Below are 17,787 nucleotides of genomic sequence, written 5' to 3' on the forward strand. Positions count from 1 at the left end.
TACAGATTATTTATCAAGTTCGCTGGCTACTTCTTTTAATACTTCCACTAGGGCATCTTTGGTCTCTTCATTCTGCAGCAGCGTGCGGAGCAACTTATTATTTTTAAGCTGACGCAAGATTTTATTGTACTGTTCCTGTTCGATGCTCAGCGTTTTCAGATATTCAGAGTTTTGCACCAGATTTTTCGGTGTGAAATCCGCCAAATGGTGAAATCGGAATTCTTCATCCACGATTGTTCCGTCTTCGGTCTCGTGCTGTACTCCTACCGAAGGCTCGAAATGCCGAAAAACATCGTCTACTGTTTTCAATCCTTTGACCACTTCCGGTACAAAAGGTTCATCTTCGGTCAGTTTGCTTACCAGCAGTGACCGGTTTTCCTGGATCTGATGTATGGCTTCATTGGCATCTACTTTTATTTCATTGCCCCCTACACCGTAGTTAAACATTGCCATAATGTATTGTTTTAATTAATTATTTAATGATTTGGTTTCCCTAAAGTAGGAATTTTTTTTAAGAGATACCAACTATGCTAAAACTTGTATCTCTTTATCTGTTTTTTTATAAAATTTATTGTTGAACTCAATTTAAAATTGATTCTAGTTTACAATTGGTCCACCGGATTGATCATCGGCATGAAATACGCGTTCAGCCAATAAAACTTCTCACCGTTCTGGTCTATAATTATTTTACTGTTGCCTTTGTTTTCCAGCATGCGGTTGGCGAGCATCCGGTACTGATTAAAATAAGCACGCACAGCATCAGACGGAACTACCTTCGACTTTTTCCAGCCTTCCAGCTTATATTTAGACAGCAGTTCCTCACCGGAATTATCAAAGCCGGTCACCGCCGCGACGGAATAGGCCATCGGATTCTCTAACATCGTACGGCGCTTATATTTGTCGCCCATTTCACTCTTTAAAATTTTTAAATACGCATTCACCGCACGTTCCTGTGAAAACTCATTTCCATACGGCTTGGTTTCCTGGTAAATCAACTGGTACATTTTCTTTAAATCTTCATATTCCTTTTCGGAAATAAGAATTCCTTTTTGCACCGCCGGATAATAATTTTCGTATTCAGCAGTATAGCTTCCTTTGGTGAGAAAAGGATTGCTGTACACCACCAGCTGTGAGGCGGTTTCTACCGGAATAAGTGCCGGCGCATCCGGAAACTGTGGACGATACTCGGCTTTCAGTTCCGTTCTGGAAGAGCCAAGCGGTGATTTGAAATAATCTGTCAGCATGGCATCCGTTATCTTGTTCTGATGTGTGGCCTGGGCAATCAGACTGTCGAGCGAGCGAGCAAGCCTTGCGTTTGAATTAATTTCGCCTTTTTTAGGATAAATTACGAAGCCCTGTGTCATGCTGCTGTTCGGGTAATCCAGGGAGAAAATTCCTTCCTCACCCTTCTGCAGGTTATAATTATTGCGGTTCATCACTGTGTTTTGCGCGATGGTTCGCTGCTTCTCCAGCTCAGCGATATTCCGTGCGGAATTGGTCACGATATTTTCTGAAAGCAGCACAAAGTTATTGTACGTATCAGCCGAGCCGGAAACCGTTTGGTACGACACCAGCCTTGCTCTTGCTTTGGAAAGGCTGCGGACTGCATTGGCCGTATTGCCGGACATATTTGCGCTGGCACCTACCAGCACCACGATATTGGTATCGTCGCGGTAGGGCGTTAGCAGGTCGCCTGCTGCTTCGAGGCCTTCCTGCATGGGTTGGCCGCCCATGGTGTTGCAGTTCATCTGCATCGATTTTTCATCAATGAACTGCGCGATTTTATTAAAATCAGAACTTAAGGTTGACACAGCTACGTTCTCACCGCAGGTATTATTTTTAAATAAGACTGCTCCAAAATGTACATTCCGGTAATAGCCAAGATCTTTGAGTTTAAACTGAAAATCCTGGAAAGCTGATTTGGCCACCGCCGCATTCTGGCTGTTTTCGTTGCTCACATCCATGGTGAAGACGATATTCAGATTTTTATTACGGTTGGTAATTTCCCGGTAGCGCGGATAATATAAAGGTTCGCCCAAAACATTATAGACGAAGTTTTTGGAATAATCCAAAGCATTGCTGAAGAATCTGGCGCGGGCTGTCTTCCGCATTGTTGCAGGCCGCACACCAATCAGGTTTTCCACATCGGAGCGGCTTTCCGCTTCAGATAATTTAAAATGTTCATTGGAGGAAGTACCGTCGGTTACATCTTTCTGCAGGGAAAGATCGTTTTCCTCGGTATAATTATAATCCGGTGACACGCGAAGGCCGGTACGGTCGCCCCAGGCAGCCAGCATGTTGCTGCTTACCCAGCCATACACATTACTGTCGATACTATCCAATGGAATCGATGGTGTTTTCCCGACTAGGTAGCGGCGGTTTTCTTCCGCATTTTTATAAACGTATACCAGCTGTCCGACCGGTAATTTCTTTGGCAGTGCCATCGTGAGATCCGGCGAAGAGAAAAGCAGCACCGAATCATTCTTCATATATTTTTCTCCGGATTTCAACACATCGGAATTGCGCGGCACCAGGGTTCCTTTTAAAGCAAATCCGTTTTCGCGGTTCGGTACGGCATTCCGCCACAGCAACAACTGATTCATCGGAATCCAGCCATACGTTTTCACTGAATTGGCCGGTAATTTTTTGAGCAGAGCATCGGGGTTGTATTGCGCGACCTTAACCAAACCTTTGTTGCGGTTGTGCTTTACAACTAATAATGGTTCCAAAAAGGCCAGTTCTTTTGGCGATTTCTCATCACCACGGTCCATAAAAACGGTATTATTACCACGGTCGGAGATCACCACCCAGGGTTCTGCTTTCAGCGGATATCCTTCGGAAACTTCAATCTGATCAATGGCACCATACGCCTTGGGCTTGGGTGTGGAATGGGACGGAATGCGCACATGGCAACTCACGATTATGAAAGCGCCGAGCGCCAGGGCAACTGTGCTGAGCGGAGCGGGAGTATAGTTCTTCATGATTATTGCTTACTTTGTTTAACTTCAACTTTACTGATGCAGTTGCGGAAAGTATCCACAGTGGTGGTTACTTCTTGGATCAGATTATTCTTATCGAACTGCAGACCGGTACAGTAATAATAGAAAGAATTGTTTTTATCATTCACCGAAACAGACACATTATCTTTGTTGCACAAGTAGGTGGTCAGCAGATAGTTATAATGATAATTAAAATTATTACCGTTGGCAATCTGCTGTAAATGGTAGCGGAAATCATCGTTGATTTTGCTGTGAATTTCACTTTCCGTAGGTCCTGCAGGCGCCAGTTCGGGTTCATCTTCCAATGCAGGATAGGCAGGTAACACGCGGATCTGGTGAATAAGCGGCTCAGCATCAGCGTCGGTATATAAAGTCACGACATAGTTACCCGGATTTTTAAACGCGTAGGTTGCCATTTTTTCTTTGGCGTCAATCTGGCCGGACTCGCCAAACTTCCAGGTATAGACCTTGGCATCTGAAGACACTGCGCGGAAAAGCACATTTTCCAGTTGCATCGCCTGCGTCGGAGCATCAATCAAGGTCGGTGCTCTTTCCGTGTCCACTTCCACCACGCCGGAAGATACGAGTACGGGAAAGGTGCGGGAAAGTTTATTATCAATCAGGAGCGTGACCTGATAATAACCCGGTTTTTTAAACACGTGCTGACCTTTTCTTTCCGCACTTTCGAAGCCGTCGCCGAGCAGCCATTTGCGGGTCTGGCCAAAAGGCGATTTGTCTTCGAAGGTGATGGTTTCACCTGTATTCAACGAAATCGGATACACCGTCGCCGAAATGTCTTCGGGCGTGTACTCCTGCTTTCTGATCCCCCAGATCAGCAGCGCTGTAAACAGCACAATCCCCAGAACAATGAAAGTAATTGTGCGCCTGTTTTTTTGTAAATAGTTCATAGTTATATTTTATCTTCGGTTGCTCATCAATTCAGCGTTTTCACGCTGCATCATCTGCTGGCGGCGGTCACGGTAGCCCACAGAACAATCATCAAACTGTTTTTCAAAAATCCGGATGTTATCTTCAATCACGGCCGCACTCTTCTTATCATCATAAAACATCTTATAGAACCGGCCAATCTGCTCAAAAGCAGAAATCCGCGGATCTTTCACATTGGTAAGTGCAAACGCATTCTGAATCTCGCTGATTCCCATTTTAATATCGTTTTCTTCCAGCGGAGAGGTCTTTTCCGCATCGAATTTTTCAAGTTTAGAAAAGGTACTGTCGGTTTGTTTTTGGAAAGGTTTACGGGCTTCTTCAAATCTGTTTTTCTCCTGCAGGGTATAAATCGCATGCATGTCTGATTCTGAGAACGGCGAGGGATGGCTGTACAATACGGCTACGGCCACCACTCCCACGGCAAAACACAGCATTCCCAGCAAATAGAGGAAATAATATCTTTTTTCTTTTCGGGATAAGGTGATCTGGATCTGCATGACTGTTATTTTGAATTAGACTTAAATAAACGACCACCCCGCGTAGCCGCGGCTGCACGGCGCGAATCGATCTGGCTGGTAACACGGCTCACATTTCCCATGCATTCCTTCAAACGCCGGCTGGCAGACTGTTCTTCCATTTTCTTTTTAATCAAATCATTCTTATAGGTAAGCATGGGTTGCAAATCATTCAGCAGCGCCGAATAGTGTTTAAGCCTTTCCGTGCTATCCACACCGATTAGTTGCCGGCAAAGCGTCATATCTTCGATAATGGAATTACGCAGAAAAATATCGTTCTCTACCTTATTCATACTTAGTTTGGACATTTTCACATAAATCGTATCCATTTTTTGTTTAAGGAGTTCATTTCGTCCCAGCATCATTCGATACTCTTCCAGTTCCTGACGTACATTTTTAGCCTGCATCCGGGAGCTTTTAAAAAACATAAAGACCGTAAGAAAGGTAAGGCCGGCCAGCAGCGCGAAGGAGAGTACGAAACGAAGCGTGGCGTTCCGAACTTCCTGTGTATTTAATTTTTTTTGTCCGTATGATTTCATAAGATTAAATGCTTGAATTATAATATCCGTTTTCCACACAGAACCGCACCAGATCGATCTTACTCTTCAGGCCCAGCTTTTCGGTAAGCCGGTTGATATAAGTATCGACGGTTCGATTACTGAGACACAGCATTTCTGCAATTTCCTTGTTACTGTATCCTTCATAACAGAGCTTAATAATCTGAATTTCCGTGACGGACAGTTCTTTCTGCTGCTCCTTCTGCCGGCTCATGTATTCCTGCACCGCTTCGGATTGCGCGGCCCATTCTTTTTTATAATCGTCGTATTTGTCCTGCGAAGAAAGGACACAGTTCCGCAGAATATCGCGGATGATAATGCTGCTTTTCTGGCAATAGTACACATGCGGAATTTCTTCCAGCAACCCGGCCATGTCTTCCTGGTAGGTAGCGGAATAGGTGATAATAGGAACCTCCGGATGTGATTTGCGGATGAAACGGATGGCTTCGATACCGCTGAGAATGGGCATGTACAGGCTCAGAATAAAGACATCTTCCTGACGGCGGTAGAGCCGATTGATCAGCTCGTTTCCGTTATTACAGTCATTCACGATGCTGTAAAAAGGATTCTCCAGCAACATTTTGGTGAGAAACTGCTTGAAATAAAAATCGCTTTCGGCAATAGAAAACCGTACCGCACTGTTTGGTTCCTTTAACATAAGCCTGTATTGTTTTTTTTAGGTGTCCCTCTACCCTATCTTCCTACCTCACCTGTCCTGTTTTTTTAAATAACTACTTAATGCCACCGGGTGGCCCGCTGCTGAATTGTGCATTAATCAATAACGCTCCAGCCTTTGCGCGGATCCACACCGGTGCGGACCGCCTGCTCGTTCACAATAATATTTTCCTTGCGCTGGCCGATATATTCCAGCTCACTGAGTTTACCCATGATCTGCTCCAGGCTCTTCAACAGGAGCAATATATTGCTGAAGATTTCTCCGCTGTCATGATGGGTGTATTGGATTTCTGCCACGGAGGTCAGCTGATTCAAAATAGTATGCGGTGCCACTTCGCTCCATTCCAAGCTGTAATTCAGCATTTCTTCCAGTTCGGCCGGCACCATCATCTGGGTATCATTGTACAGGCGCAGCGCCAGCTGGGAATAAATATTAATTAAATAGACCGGTGGCTGCGACGGCACCATATTGCGGAAACGGAAATAATTTTCGCTGAGGTGGCCCACCAGGCTCCGGCACAATGTCTTCACATTTTCTGCGAGCGTATTATTCTGATTCTGGTGTGCGGCTTTTTGCAAAATACGGAAACAGTACTGCCGCAGGTTGCTCCAGATGCCGCTGTAGGTTTCATAATATTCCACCAGTCTGGGGTGACTCTCCACGGATGTACACGGCGGAATATAATGCGGATCAATGCGCGCAATGCCGGACCGGATATCCACCTTGCCCAATACCAGATAGTTCCCGCCCGAGAAACTGCTGTGCAGCACGGCGGTTTCCACCAGTTCGATACGGTAGTTGGACCGCGTAAAAGGATGGCGCGGCGGAATTTCTTCAGAATCAATATCGCCGAAAGGAATTTTGTCAAACGGATTAACGGAAGCCAGAATATAAAACTCGCCATCTGCCTCGCCGGAGTCTGCTTGCTGACGCGCAGATATTTCGCGCAGGTTTTTTTCATAATCGGCAATTTCCACGCGGTGACCGGCCATGGTGATGGCCGCACACTTGCGGATAATGAGTTGGGCATCATTGGTCGCGGTACTGCGGATTTCATACAGTGTATGCTTATCATACGGATCTGCTGCCGGCAAAAGACCATAATTAAAAGCATTGAGCGGCAAAGAAGCCGTGTCCCGCAGGGCATCAAGCATAAAATCTTCCTGCTGGGTAAAATGTTCACGGGAAACTTTCATCCCATCAACCCAGTTCACGGCAAAATGTTTTACAGACTGTATCATTCCTAAAATCTTTATAATAAAATAATGAAGGCTTACTCGGCCTCTTTATGATTAATCACACGTTTGCAGATTACGGTTTCATTCTGCGATATATTATTTTCGGTAATATCTTTTTCAAAATCAATATACTTCCGCATACTGAAAAACGATTTTTTTACATAAAATATCCAATAAAAGGACTGTCCGGCAGCATCACGCAACTGGATAGGCGAATTCCCGTTTTTAAAGTTATAATCATCCACCACGCGCAGGAACCAGTCGCCGAAGGTAATGCCTGTGGGTAATGTTTTAGCTTTGATGTTGAACCGCTGCGGATCCTGAGAATTCTTACTCAGCTCCACATTTAAAACCATAAGTCGGTCGAAATCAGCTCCCTGAAAGTTGTGCGGTTTCTGATCCGGATCGTATTGCCAGGTTTTATAAATATCAAAAGGAATACTGACGAACTGCAGATAGCAATAATAAAAAGCCAAGGGTACCACGAAAATAATTCCGCTGGTGGCAGCCATCAGTGCGTTCCCCATTCCGTTGCTCATCCACTTAAAAATAAGTGTAAAAATATATCCGCCGACGCCCAAAGCGGTCAGACTCAGCAGCACTTCAAACAGTACTGCTTTCCACATAATATTGAAATGGCGACGGAAAAACCGGTGTAATAGATTCACATGCAGAATCCCCAGGCCCAGGTACACCAGCATGGCCACCAGATACCACCAGGGGCTAAAAAGATTGCCGGAGAATCCCAGAAAGCCCGGAATCGCCAGGGCCAGTCCGCCAATGAGCACATACAAAATAATATTGCGCACCCGGATGGCCGGACGGCTGCGGCGCAGCGCACTTAAAATAAACACCATCACCGTGGCGATGAGTGGCATGAGCAGATAACTGAGAAAAATTCCTTTCAGAGAGGTGAACTGCATATGGTATTATTAATCTGTCTGTTGAACTCTTTTTATATTTTAAATAAAGGTGGAAAATCCTAATCTTGCGCAGGCGCGGGGTGGCAGCACAAATGATTCCGGTGACTTTTCCGTAATGAACCGCGTTTCTATTTTAACCGAAACCGGCATTACATATTCATATATTTCCAGCAGCAATTCCCGGAAGGGATGGCCTTTCACATAATTCGGAATCTTCAGATACGGAATCGGGCCAATGTTTACCTGCCAGTTGCGCACGCCGTCCTGATGTGCTCCGTTGGGAATCAGGGTCAGGCCGAGACGTGTATTTCCCAGGCGTGCCAGGCCGGCCGTATCATCGCTGGCGGTAATGGTATTCGGCACAAAATCAATGAGCACCGGCACCTGGAGGAAAGCCGTCAGAAAACGCTCAATCCAGCGGCGGTTTCCGCGAACTTCGTGGAGAAACGGCAGGATATAAAAAAATATCTTCGCCGTACCGCGATCCACTTTGGTCAGCAGCGGCCACAGTTCAGCGAGTGTATCAATCAACACATCTGATTTATCGCGAATATCAAATTCGGTTTCGCGCAACAGCGCCGTGATTTCGGTATAAAAAAACTCCAGTTCAAAAGGCTGAAAAAAGCGGCGGGCATGTTCCTCGACCTGCTTCTGGCGGCGCATCTCGCGCACCACACTGTCCACCTGATGACCGGCATGCCCCAATGAGGGCGAGTGAAACAGACCTTCCGGCAAATAATCGTAGAGCGATTCCCGGTAGGTTTCCATAATGACCGCTTCTTCGTCCAGCAAATGATGGCCGTTATAGATCCTTTTAATGTCCTTCAGGTACGGGCGATCGTTGGTTCCCACCCTGCGAATAAACAGGGAAGCATTGGCATCGTAATATTTCAGCAGATTAGCAGCCACCGTTTCCACCCGGAAATCGGTACTCAGGATATTATACTGCTTGTCTGGAATGGTCATTGTCTGCATACACCCATGGTTTGAAACACTGAGGAAAGTTAGGAAAAATATTTCGATGCCGCCATGGCTTTTTACTAAAAAATAAACATTAGTTTGAAGTCATTGTAAATATGGGAGGTAATAGGGTGTTTTTCTTGCTGATATCAAGTGTATGAACGACAATCAACGGTTTCGGCCGGCAGTGCAAATGTTGGTAAACTAATGCTGATGAGAATTTTTGAAAATGGCGGACTGGTTTTCATATCGAAATAGCTAAGCCTGATCGAGTATTGGTTTTTGAACTTATGCAGAGGTTGTCACCAGCACAAGCGGATCTTTTAGGGTTTTTTTTAGATATTCCTTCGACCTTATTATTTAAATAGCGAGGATATTATGAAATTTCGTGTTAAAAAAAAGTGCTGGAATTTATTTTTTTGGAAAAAGTTTTTTTTAAAGTACCGTTTTAATAAATCATTTACACAAAGCCTATTAAAGAGGTACTCAAAGTAAAGTTCATATTGTAAGCTCACTGCTACTTAAAACGCTGTTTAAACTCTTCTTTAGGCATTATGTAAGTTAAATACTGTTCTACGTTGTAACGATATTCTTCTTCTGTAGGAGAAAGGGGTACAATTTTTTTTAAATAAAAACCGTCATCTCCTTTTATATCAGTCTGTATATCAACTGTAAATTGTTTGTTTATTCCCATATAAGAAAAAACAAGAATAGGATTTTCTTTTGTACCAAAAGAAGGATTATTAATTTGAGAAGGATCTACTTTAACGTAAAGTTCTTGATTATCTATATCGCTTGTTTGTGGTAAACTAAATTCTTTTCCATACTTATCAAATCGAACAATTTTATAATATCGCTTAGTAAACTCATCCTGAAAAGTATAGTTACTACTACCTCCGAAAATTCCTTTAAAAAAAATGATCTGCTTAAGGTAACTGTAGCCATTAAACATTTCATCAAAGCTTTCTCGTTTCACTTTAATTTTAACTTGTTTTGAAGTCTTTATATATTCTTCAACATAATCTTTACCATTGTTTTTACTTACAAAAATCCAAGTAGCAAGAAAATTAAGCGTTAAAAGAATTAATACTAATCCTAAAATTTTATATACAATTTTCATATTTTAAGCTTTTGTGGCAATAACGTTAATACCTTTATTCATATCTGATTCATTAAATTTCTGGGCCTTCAATGTTGTTTCTGCCGCTAAACTATTTTCATATTTATCGGCGAAAGTACCTATAGCTATATTAGCTATAAATCCAGCAATACCTTTATAACCTGCAAATTTTTTATCTTTTAAACCTCGATGACCAATAAAATTACGGATAGCACCTTCAAAACTCCTGGTAATATTTCCGGTAGCTGAACCAGCACCATACTGTACTAAACCACCTTCTGCATTTCCTACATTTGAATTAATTATTGTTCCGCCAACTTCGGTAGTTATATGTGTAGCCGAAAGACCTGCACCAACACCAGCTGTTACAACATCACTTCCCACAGCAGAAATTATACGTGCTGCTCCTTCATTATTAGATCCAAAATCTGTATCTCCAAATGCTTCACTTGGCGTATATAAAGCCAAAGTAAGCGCACCTGTAACGCCAACTGCAGTTACAGAAGCACCCACTGTACCACCTGTAATTACCCCCATCACCAGCTGACTTCCCATCTGCATCATAACTTCTTTATTATTGTTGTTACTTAAGAAATCTGCTGCTCTCTGAGCAATGACAGGATCCATAATAATGGTGATCTTACCTTTTTTGGGGCAATCTAAATAGGAACGATTTAAAATAGCCTTTCCCTGATTGAAGCGAACTTTTTCATGTACTTTTTGCCATTCTCTATCTAAAGTAGCATCACAATCGTGCGCCATTTTATAGAGCGCCGCGCCTCCTGCTGCAACACTTATTGCACACGCAGCAACAATAACCACTGCTGCAGCTCCCCCTGTAAGAACAATAGCAGCGCCAATGGCAATTCCTAAAGCTAATGCCTGAAGACCATCCCAAAATTTTGCAGGGGCTTTACACTGAAAAGAACCAGATAATTTGTTGTCTCTAATTGTTAAAAAAGGCTGTGTTTTGGTACTGTACATCACATTACTCAGGCTCGTAATCTTAATCATTTGTGGAGCACCGTTTGTCATCATCGTACATACAGCCGTTGTATCTTGTGGAACGTATGACTCTGCCATTATACTTCTATTTTTGTCAATTTATAACTGATCATCAGTCTTACATTATTTTTTATTTCTTCAATAATTGTAACGTCTGAAGCTGTAATCCAAGTATTTTCTAAATCATAAGTAGAATTTTCTCTATAACTGAATTTAAATTCAGAAAACTTATAATTAACCAGAGGTTTAAACTTAATATCATATATTTCTTCCAATGAAGCTGTATTTACGCTGTCTTTTATCATCTCCCCAACTTTCCTTACATTAATTGTATTTTGGGTTTCTGTAATAATATCTTGTCTGAACTCAAATGGAATTGGTTTCCCTTCGAACAGCTGAGAGTATAAAACTTTTTTTAAAAGGACTGAATACATCCTCATCGTTCACCAAATATTTATCAAAGAACAAATCAAAAAACATCTTGTTGTTTACCCATTCTTTTAATTTTCCTGCATTCAAAAAAATTTCATCATTAGTTTGCAGAAATAGTTGCAAGTTTTCTATTGTCTCAGAGTTTCTTAAAAAACCATATTTGCTTTTCAGGTTTTCTTTATGCAGTTTCCAATTCTCAACAATTTTATTGTGATTGATTAGCTTATCAATTTTTCCGGTTTCTCTATTTAAAGAAACCTGCAAATTACAGGCAAGTAAATCTATATCTGAAATCAAATCAACAGCGTCTTTCATTTCTTCCGGATAATAATTCATAATATTCTCTACCAGCTTTGTATTCACAAAACTTTCGCCATTCTTCTGAAACTTATCTACCAGAAATTCTCGTTTCGTATCAATATGGTTGATTAAAATCCCTCCGACGTAGGTCATTACAGACTGCTCGCAACGGTATCTAGCCTTTTGATCAAACGATATTTCATTAATATCGAATTCTGTTTTATCTGGTAGATCATTAATATATAGCTTTTCGATATGCAACGGAATATGCGTCCCATATATCTGCTGCGTCATTTCCACATGCTGATTATGAAACTGCACCAACTGCTTCACCGTGCATCCCTGCTTTTCCGCAATACTTTCCAGGGTATCATCTTTCTGAATTTGGTATGTAGTATATTTCATTTTAGTTAATATCAACCTGGGTTCCGGTAACATATGTATTGCCCGTCGCATTAATTGACGTGTCAGATTTACTGTGCAGACTCAAATTATTTTGCGTCACAAGCAATGCATTATCTTCAGAATTCATATCAAGCATTCCACTTCCTACAGAGATGATAATCGAATCTTCTTTGATGGTTATTTTATTTTCTCCAACTTTAAGCTCAATTTGAGTTTTGCCTTCAAGAGAAATATTCCCCGCATTGTCCATCGTCAGAACACTCTGATCTTTACCTACATTAATTGTAGTTTTTGTCGTAACATTCGTTGTATGATTATTCCCGATATCTTCCGTATTATCATTGCTCACAAACGTGGTCATATCACCTGAGCCGCTTAAAGTCACATAATTCCCGTTCTTATCCTTAATCTCAATCCCCGCGCCGTCGTTTAAGCAGATTATATTCCCGCTCTTGCTGCTCAGGCTTTTCACATTATTGCCCTGGCCACCACCGCCGCCCACCTTGCCGTGAAACATACCGCCCATGACAAAGGGACGGTCCGGGTGGTTGTGGATAAAGTTTACCATGACCTGATCACCCACTTCGGGGATGGCCATGAAGCCGCGGTTCTTGCTGACCTTATCGCTGCCGCCGCCGTCGGGTGTCATCACACGGATAAAATCGGTAACGTCATGCATCTGCCAATCAAAGCGTACCTGCACCCGGCCCTGGCTCGTGGGATCTGAATTCCAAGTTATTTTTGCAGGTTAGAATCCTGCAGTTGAAATGGTAAATTACAGACGGGGGGGGAAGATAGTTCGGATCTGCTGCAACGGCGTTGAAAGTGCCACTGTAGAAAACTTTGCATCTACTTCATGTGCGTATTCGGTGATTATCCGTTTGGTGAAATAAGAGTTTTATAGTATGTTTTTACACATATCTGGGCGGAATCACTAACATTCGGGAGACTTTGCACAACAGCTGTTTTTTTCAGAATTTACTTTCGCGTATTGAATTAATTCTGGGTGGAATTTATTGTCATTCCTCCACCAGATTGGCTCGCAAAAGAATCTGCCAGAACACTGAAAGTCCATTCACTCACAGGTGAAACCAATAATGGTAAAATTAAACCAACGGCATTCATTCCGCTGAAACCTTTTGCAGCCTCAGATTTTATGGCTTTTGTTGTTTCAGACTTATGTTGATTTATAACGCTAATTCCTTTTCTGCTGGTTCTTTCTCTTGGATAGATTTTTCCACTATTTCTTCGTTTCATTGCCTCAACAGCTTCAGATCCCGATCTTGTTTTTTTCATCTCAGCTACAATTTCCGCAGTTCTGGCTTCTCTTTCAGCACGAGTACCTTTTAAGTTCATTATTTCTTTTATGTACTTTTCATTTTGCTTTTGACGGTAAAGATCAAAGGAATGATCTTTTATATTACCTACAGCGGTTGTCTGTGAAGTACCAATATATGGATCATCGGGTGTATCTACTACAAAACTATTTTCCAAATCTCTTCTGGCATCCAGCAATTCATCATAAGTCTGATCTCCATTCTTGCTGCCGTATAATGATTGCATGCCTTTAGATTCTAAGCTCGAAACTGGCTGATAAACAAGGTAAGCACCGACTACTCCCACAGCAATCTCCTTTCCACCTGCAAGAAGTCCAGCTCCTAATCCTCCGCCTGCCAAAGCAGTGCCACCTGTATAACCTACTGTGAATCCAAACAACCCACTTATTGCGGCGGTCAGACTAATTTCACCCATGTTTCTGAAAGAAATATTTTTTGCTGCAGATTTTGCCTCAGTTTCATCGATAAAAGGAGTTAAAATTCCCGGTCCCGCAGAACATGTCAAAAAAGACTTTTGGGTTAATGCTTTATTATTTTCAAATTTTACTTTCGAATGCGAATTCACCCATTCAACTAGGTTAGGATTGCACTTTGTGCTGTTTGAAGCCAGTGCTAAAGTCACTCCTGTTCCTATAGCAGCAGTTGCCAATACACCTATTATAATTGCCCCCACACCGAAAGTTAAAACTGAAAATGCCACTGCAGCCGCAATTGCCAGACCTGCAATGAGTCCTCCAAAAAAGAACCCCCAACCTGCAGCTTGTCCCCAATTACTTTTACATTCAAAGTCCTCTTTTAAGATTTTATCAGCTTCTGTTAATAAAGGTTTTTGTTCTGCTTTATAAATAACACTCAGTTTCCACAGATTTGGATCTGCAAGCAGAACACCCGGGGATGGATTAACCTGGTGTGAACATACGATGAATGATTCTTGTGGCAAATATTTACTCATGATAAAAAGTTTCTTTATACAAAACACTTTTCGGAGATGAAAATGATCTGATCGCATCTTTATCTTTTATATCAAAAAAGATCTTGTAATCATTTGCAAAATCTTGAAAACCCATGTCAATCCCTTTACTGTATATAAGGTAATTTCTTTTTGTTTTGCTGTAGATAACGATCCATTTTATTACATCATTCGTACTGTTCTTGAAAAAAACAGTCTTGTTAATTTCATTCTTATTAAAATCGAGTATTTTTTTTCCCGTCCACAATGTTAAATTTGTTTTTAAAAAATTAAAATTGATTTGCCTTTTACTGAAAAACATTCTATTGGTAAAAAAATATGCCGCTACAACAAAAATCAAAATAAAAGGAAGAGCACTTATAATCATTAGCAAAGCACCTTTTGCCCGAAATAAGATTTGAAGATCTGCAATATATGGCGTAATAAATTTAAAGCTGTAAATAGCAGTTAAAGTGTAGATTATTATTAAAAAAATGAAATAAATATATACTTCGCTAAGCGCCCTAAATCCACCCAAAAAAGATGTTCTTGCTGCATTTTGTATAGATTTTTTCTTTCGCATCAATAGATTTTGGAGCGCTGCTCTATTCCTATTTTTTACTTTTAAATCGATCTGTTTTTCACCACGTATTTTTATAACATTCTTTTCAATGCACAATTGATCTTTATTGATAGTAAAATCACCTATACCTTCTATAAATAGAGTTATTATTTGATCTTGTGAAATTTTCAAAACAGCATTTTTTGAAAATAATTCGCAAATTATCTGGTAGAATAAAATAAAGAGGAGAAAATAAAAACTGAGAAGCAGCAGAAAAACCATTATAAGACTCAATTGCTGTATCACATATGATTTTACTTCAATCAAATAATTCCATCCAGGTACAAAATAAGAAAAAATAATTACCAAAAGGACCGCAACAGAAAAAGCTATTGATTTACTATTATTGGATGGAAGCGTCGTTAATAATATTTCCTCATTCTTCATCCCCAATTTTTTTCAAGTTAAAGATGCATTCAGACTTAATGTTATTCTCTATATTTTCAATAATTGTAAGTTCAGCATTAATCATAACTTTTGTTTTATGATTAAATGTGAACAAATTTCTCATATCCAATTTATAATTTGAAAACTTATATTTAATTAAAGGCTGGTGATATTTTTCGTAACCTTTGCTTATCTTCTCCAATAATTCATCAGATTCAATGGTTTCCCAAACTTTTCTCAAGGTCACCAAATCTCCTTCTATCTTTAAAATATCGTATCTCATATTCATAGGCACTACAACGTCCGGAAACAACTGAGACTGATATTCATAAATTTCACTTTCCAATTGATCGTGAGGTACTTTAAGATATTTATCAAGTAATACCAGATAAAATAAATCTCTATTAAAGTCTTTTTCATCATCATAAAGTTCTGAAAACTGTAAATCTCCTTGTTTTAGTAGATTTTCATATTCCTGCGGTTTTGTCTGTTTTATTACTTTTACAAATTCAATGTCAGATAATTCGTGCTTTTTAAACTGCTCCCACTTTTTCTGGAGTACTTCTTTGTTATCAATTTTTAAAAATCTTCCAGCTGTATTGATTTTGATCAAACAATTGTTTCTTATAAAATCAATTTTAGAGATAAAATCAAAAATTCTTGAAAGTGCAGGGGGATTAAATTCGTAAAAATAATCAAGAAGACTAACTTCAACTTGTTGCTTTGAAAGATTAAGTTTAAAATTATACTCTTTTTTTAATTTGGAATAGCTTTTTACTTCTTCTTCAATTCTTGTGATATTAACCTGCTCAGTCCTGTATCTCGCATTACTTCTTTTATAAGATTTGTCGTACTCAAAATCTCCTCTTGCTGCTTTTACTCCGGGTAAAAACAAGCTTTTGATGTGGAAAGGAATATAATCAGCATAGATTTGCTCTGTAATTGAAGCGTTTGAATTGTGAAAATCTAGCAATTCTTTTACGCTTTCGCCTTTTTCTTTTGCAATTGATTCCAACGAGCTTTCTTCCTTTATATTGTATTTTATAAAATCCATACTTCTAATTTATATCAACTTCACCACCTTTAATTGTTACATTGGAATTTACAACAACGCCAGGATCACCTTCATAACTTCCAAGAGTTGCTTTTTCAGTTCCAATGATTTTAGTCGTTTCTCCGTCTGCAGTTATATTTGCTGACTTGATCATTATTCCTGTTCCTGTTATTTCAATATAACTTTCACTTACTTTGAATGTTACCTTTGTGGCTCCCTTAAGATCTATTATACCGTCTTTTCCCATTGTTAAAACGCTTTGCCCTTCACCAACATCAGTACAATGCAACCCTCCAGCGTGAATATTGTTGTTATTACCCACTTTTACTGTCTTGTTATTATTCGCATTTGTAATCGCATTCCCCGCGCCATCAAATTTCATATTCGCACCGCCTTTATCTGTTAAAAATACAGAACCTTCTCCATCGTGCAGTTCCAGTTTATTCCCACTCTTACTGCTCAAGCTTTTCACACTGTTGCCCTGGCCACCGCCGGCGCCCACCTTGCCGTCGAACATGCCGCCCATGACAAAGGGACGGTCGGGGTGGTTGTGGATAAAGTTTACCATGACCTGATCACCCACTTCGGGGATGGCCATAAAACCGCGGTTCTTGTTGACCTTATCACTGCCGCCGCCGTCGGGTGTCATCACACGGATAAATTCTGATGTATCTTGTCCGCTTTGCCAATCAAACTGAACGTTAACTCTTCCCTGGTTTAATGGATCTGCATTTGCGGTAACTTTCGCAAACTGAGCTTCAGCTTTAAGAATTGAAAATCTGGATACTCAATCACGAATAATCTGAGTTTAAAATAAGTAAAGCATTTCAAATAAATTACTTGATTTAAAAAAAAATAATATTCTTAGTTATTTGTATTGAAAGAAAATAAATAAAATCAATTTACTTATGAGACGTATTTTCCAATGAATCTAAAATCTGGAGATTTTTTTTGCTTTTTTGATTTCCTAGCTTATCCGATTCATTAAGAAAGATTCTTGCTTTATTATAATCTTTATCATTTGTATAAGCAATACCAAGCAAATTGGTAATCTGTGATTGTTGTTCTACACTATAATTTTTACTTTTGTAGGCTATTTCTAAATATTTTATGGCGTTGTAGGGCTCTCCAATCTCCAAATATGAATCTGCCAATGGAAAAATGATATTTGGATTTTTATTTAAATCCACAGCCACAAATTGAACTACAGCATTGCTATAATCTTTTTTTTCATAGGCATTCCAGCCTTTATCAATCCTCTCTGTATCTCCGAAAGAAAAGAGATAATTATTTTTAATAATAGCAATTATTACGAGCAAGGCAATAATTCCTAAACATATTAATAAGTATTTTTTCATAG

19 protein-coding genes are annotated in these 17,787 nt (G+C 40.2%); all 19 read right to left on the bottom strand.

Annotated elements, in window-relative coordinates; genetic code table 11:
- Positions 1-6: 6 nt before the first annotated feature.
- The 19 genes from MVI27_RS08415 to MVI27_RS08505 all read right to left on the bottom strand — a co-directional run bounded on the left by MVI27_RS08415 (position 7) and on the right by MVI27_RS08505 (position 17,785).
- The gene (locus tag MVI27_RS08415; RefSeq protein WP_246960736.1) at positions 7-453 is read right to left on the bottom strand and encodes a type VI secretion system contractile sheath small subunit; all 447 of its coding nucleotides are present in this window, start codon (positions 451-453) and stop codon (positions 7-9) included.
- A gap of 149 nt (positions 454-602) precedes the next feature.
- Positions 603-2,981: a type VI secretion system protein TssR domain-containing protein gene (tssR, locus tag MVI27_RS08420; protein WP_246960738.1), complete on the bottom strand. Its 2,379-nt coding sequence runs from the start codon at positions 2,979-2,981 to the stop codon at positions 603-605.
- Positions 2,982-2,983: 2 nt separating this feature from the next.
- Positions 2,984-3,907 carry a PKD domain-containing protein gene (locus tag MVI27_RS08425; protein ID WP_246960740.1) on the bottom strand — a complete coding sequence of 308 codons (924 nt, stop codon included), beginning with the start codon at positions 3,905-3,907 and terminating at the stop codon, positions 2,984-2,986.
- 9 nt (positions 3,908-3,916) lie between these two features.
- On the bottom strand, positions 3,917-4,444 hold the full coding sequence (gene tssO / locus MVI27_RS08430) for a type VI secretion system TssO (protein ID WP_246960743.1): 528 nt from the start codon (positions 4,442-4,444) through the stop codon (positions 3,917-3,919).
- A gap of 5 nt (positions 4,445-4,449) precedes the next feature.
- Positions 4,450-5,001, bottom strand: coding sequence for a type VI secretion system TssO (gene tssO / locus MVI27_RS08435; RefSeq protein ID WP_246960746.1), 552 nt, complete (start codon positions 4,999-5,001; stop codon positions 4,450-4,452).
- Positions 5,002-5,005: 4 nt separating this feature from the next.
- A complete protein-coding gene (locus tag MVI27_RS08440; protein WP_246960749.1) occupies positions 5,006-5,677 on the bottom strand; it encodes a response regulator transcription factor in 672 nt (223 codons plus the stop codon).
- A gap of 113 nt (positions 5,678-5,790) precedes the next feature.
- Positions 5,791-6,936 carry a hypothetical protein gene (locus MVI27_RS08445; RefSeq protein WP_246960752.1) on the bottom strand — a complete coding sequence of 382 codons (1,146 nt, stop codon included), beginning with the start codon at positions 6,934-6,936 and terminating at the stop codon, positions 5,791-5,793.
- A 32-nt stretch (positions 6,937-6,968) separates the two neighbouring features.
- A complete protein-coding gene (locus MVI27_RS08450; RefSeq protein WP_246960756.1) occupies positions 6,969-7,856 on the bottom strand; it encodes a TssN family type VI secretion system protein in 888 nt (295 codons plus the stop codon).
- Between the two features lie 39 nt (positions 7,857-7,895).
- Entirely contained in the window at positions 7,896-8,831 is a 936-nt protein-coding gene (locus MVI27_RS08455; protein ID WP_246960760.1) for a hypothetical protein, read from the bottom strand.
- 502 nt (positions 8,832-9,333) lie between these two features.
- Positions 9,334-9,936, bottom strand: a complete 603-nt coding sequence (locus tag MVI27_RS08460) for a DUF8188 family protein (protein ID WP_246960763.1) — start codon at positions 9,934-9,936, stop codon at positions 9,334-9,336.
- 3 nt (positions 9,937-9,939) lie between these two features.
- A complete protein-coding gene (locus MVI27_RS08465; protein ID WP_246960765.1) occupies positions 9,940-11,019 on the bottom strand; it encodes a PAAR-like protein in 1,080 nt (359 codons plus the stop codon).
- Entirely contained in the window at positions 11,019-11,246 is a 228-nt protein-coding gene (locus MVI27_RS08470) for a hypothetical protein (RefSeq protein WP_246960768.1), read from the bottom strand. Before MVI27_RS08470 ends, MVI27_RS08465 begins: the two co-directional genes overlap by 1 nt.
- A 61-nt stretch (positions 11,247-11,307) precedes the next feature.
- Positions 11,308-12,078, bottom strand: coding sequence for a LysM peptidoglycan-binding domain-containing protein (locus tag MVI27_RS08475; protein WP_246960771.1), 771 nt, complete (start codon positions 12,076-12,078; stop codon positions 11,308-11,310).
- Position 12,079: 1 nt separating this feature from the next.
- On the bottom strand, positions 12,080-12,817 hold the full coding sequence (locus MVI27_RS08480; protein WP_266213265.1) for a phage baseplate assembly protein V: 738 nt from the start codon (positions 12,815-12,817) through the stop codon (positions 12,080-12,082).
- Positions 12,818-13,074: 257 nt separating this feature from the next.
- Positions 13,075-14,367, bottom strand: coding sequence for a PAAR-like protein (locus MVI27_RS08485; protein ID WP_246960775.1), 1,293 nt, complete (start codon positions 14,365-14,367; stop codon positions 13,075-13,077).
- On the bottom strand, positions 14,360-15,373 hold the full coding sequence (locus MVI27_RS08490; protein WP_246960777.1) for a hypothetical protein: 1,014 nt from the start codon (positions 15,371-15,373) through the stop codon (positions 14,360-14,362). The genes MVI27_RS08485 and MVI27_RS08490 overlap by 8 nt, the downstream gene beginning before the upstream one ends.
- On the bottom strand, positions 15,363-16,427 hold the full coding sequence (locus tag MVI27_RS08495) for a hypothetical protein (protein WP_246960779.1): 1,065 nt from the start codon (positions 16,425-16,427) through the stop codon (positions 15,363-15,365). Before MVI27_RS08495 ends, MVI27_RS08490 begins: the two co-directional genes overlap by 11 nt.
- A 4-nt stretch (positions 16,428-16,431) precedes the next feature.
- Entirely contained in the window at positions 16,432-17,199 is a 768-nt protein-coding gene (locus MVI27_RS11915) for a phage baseplate assembly protein V (protein WP_323134622.1), read from the bottom strand.
- 130 nt (positions 17,200-17,329) lie between these two features.
- On the bottom strand, positions 17,330-17,785 hold the full coding sequence (locus MVI27_RS08505) for a tetratricopeptide repeat protein (protein WP_246960781.1): 456 nt from the start codon (positions 17,783-17,785) through the stop codon (positions 17,330-17,332).
- Between the last annotated feature and the right edge of the window lie 2 nt (positions 17,786-17,787).

It is taken from the genome of Chryseobacterium salipaludis, from assembly GCF_022968825.1.
Classification (GTDB): domain Bacteria; phylum Bacteroidota; class Bacteroidia; order Flavobacteriales; family Weeksellaceae; genus Kaistella; species Kaistella salipaludis.

Excerpts from the sequence above, each read along its gene's own strand:
- tssO (WP_246960746.1), bottom strand. The coding sequence starts at position 5,001 with ATGAAATCATACGGACAAAAAAAATTAAATACACAGGAAGTTCGGAAC.
- tssO (WP_246960743.1), bottom strand. The coding sequence starts at position 4,444 with ATGCAGATCCAGATCACCTTATCCCGAAAAGAAAAAAGATATTATTTC.
- MVI27_RS08465 (WP_246960765.1), bottom strand. The coding sequence starts at position 11,019 with ATGGCAGAGTCATACGTTCCACAAGATACAACGGCTGTATGTACGATG.
- MVI27_RS08445 (WP_246960752.1), bottom strand. The coding sequence starts at position 6,936 with ATGATACAGTCTGTAAAACATTTTGCCGTGAACTGGGTTGATGGGATG.
- MVI27_RS08505 (WP_246960781.1), bottom strand. The coding sequence starts at position 17,785 with ATGAAAAAATACTTATTAATATGTTTAGGAATTATTGCCTTGCTCGTA.
- MVI27_RS08475 (WP_246960771.1), bottom strand. The coding sequence starts at position 12,078 with ATGAAATATACTACATACCAAATTCAGAAAGATGATACCCTGGAAAGT.
- MVI27_RS08425 (WP_246960740.1), bottom strand. The coding sequence starts at position 3,907 with ATGAACTATTTACAAAAAAACAGGCGCACAATTACTTTCATTGTTCTG.
- MVI27_RS08440 (WP_246960749.1), bottom strand. The coding sequence starts at position 5,677 with ATGTTAAAGGAACCAAACAGTGCGGTACGGTTTTCTATTGCCGAAAGC.
- tssR (WP_246960738.1), bottom strand. The coding sequence starts at position 2,981 with ATGAAGAACTATACTCCCGCTCCGCTCAGCACAGTTGCCCTGGCGCTC.
- MVI27_RS08495 (WP_246960779.1), bottom strand. The coding sequence starts at position 16,427 with ATGGATTTTATAAAATACAATATAAAGGAAGAAAGCTCGTTGGAATCA.
- MVI27_RS08490 (WP_246960777.1), bottom strand. The coding sequence starts at position 15,373 with ATGAAGAATGAGGAAATATTATTAACGACGCTTCCATCCAATAATAGT.
- MVI27_RS08455 (WP_246960760.1), bottom strand. The coding sequence starts at position 8,831 with ATGCAGACAATGACCATTCCAGACAAGCAGTATAATATCCTGAGTACC.
- MVI27_RS08450 (WP_246960756.1), bottom strand. The coding sequence starts at position 7,856 with ATGCAGTTCACCTCTCTGAAAGGAATTTTTCTCAGTTATCTGCTCATG.
- MVI27_RS08460 (WP_246960763.1), bottom strand. The coding sequence starts at position 9,936 with ATGAAAATTGTATATAAAATTTTAGGATTAGTATTAATTCTTTTAACG.
- MVI27_RS08415 (WP_246960736.1), bottom strand. The coding sequence starts at position 453 with ATGGCAATGTTTAACTACGGTGTAGGGGGCAATGAAATAAAAGTAGAT.
- MVI27_RS08485 (WP_246960775.1), bottom strand. The coding sequence starts at position 14,367 with ATGAGTAAATATTTGCCACAAGAATCATTCATCGTATGTTCACACCAG.
- MVI27_RS08470 (WP_246960768.1), bottom strand. The coding sequence starts at position 11,246 with ATGATAAAAGACAGCGTAAATACAGCTTCATTGGAAGAAATATATGAT.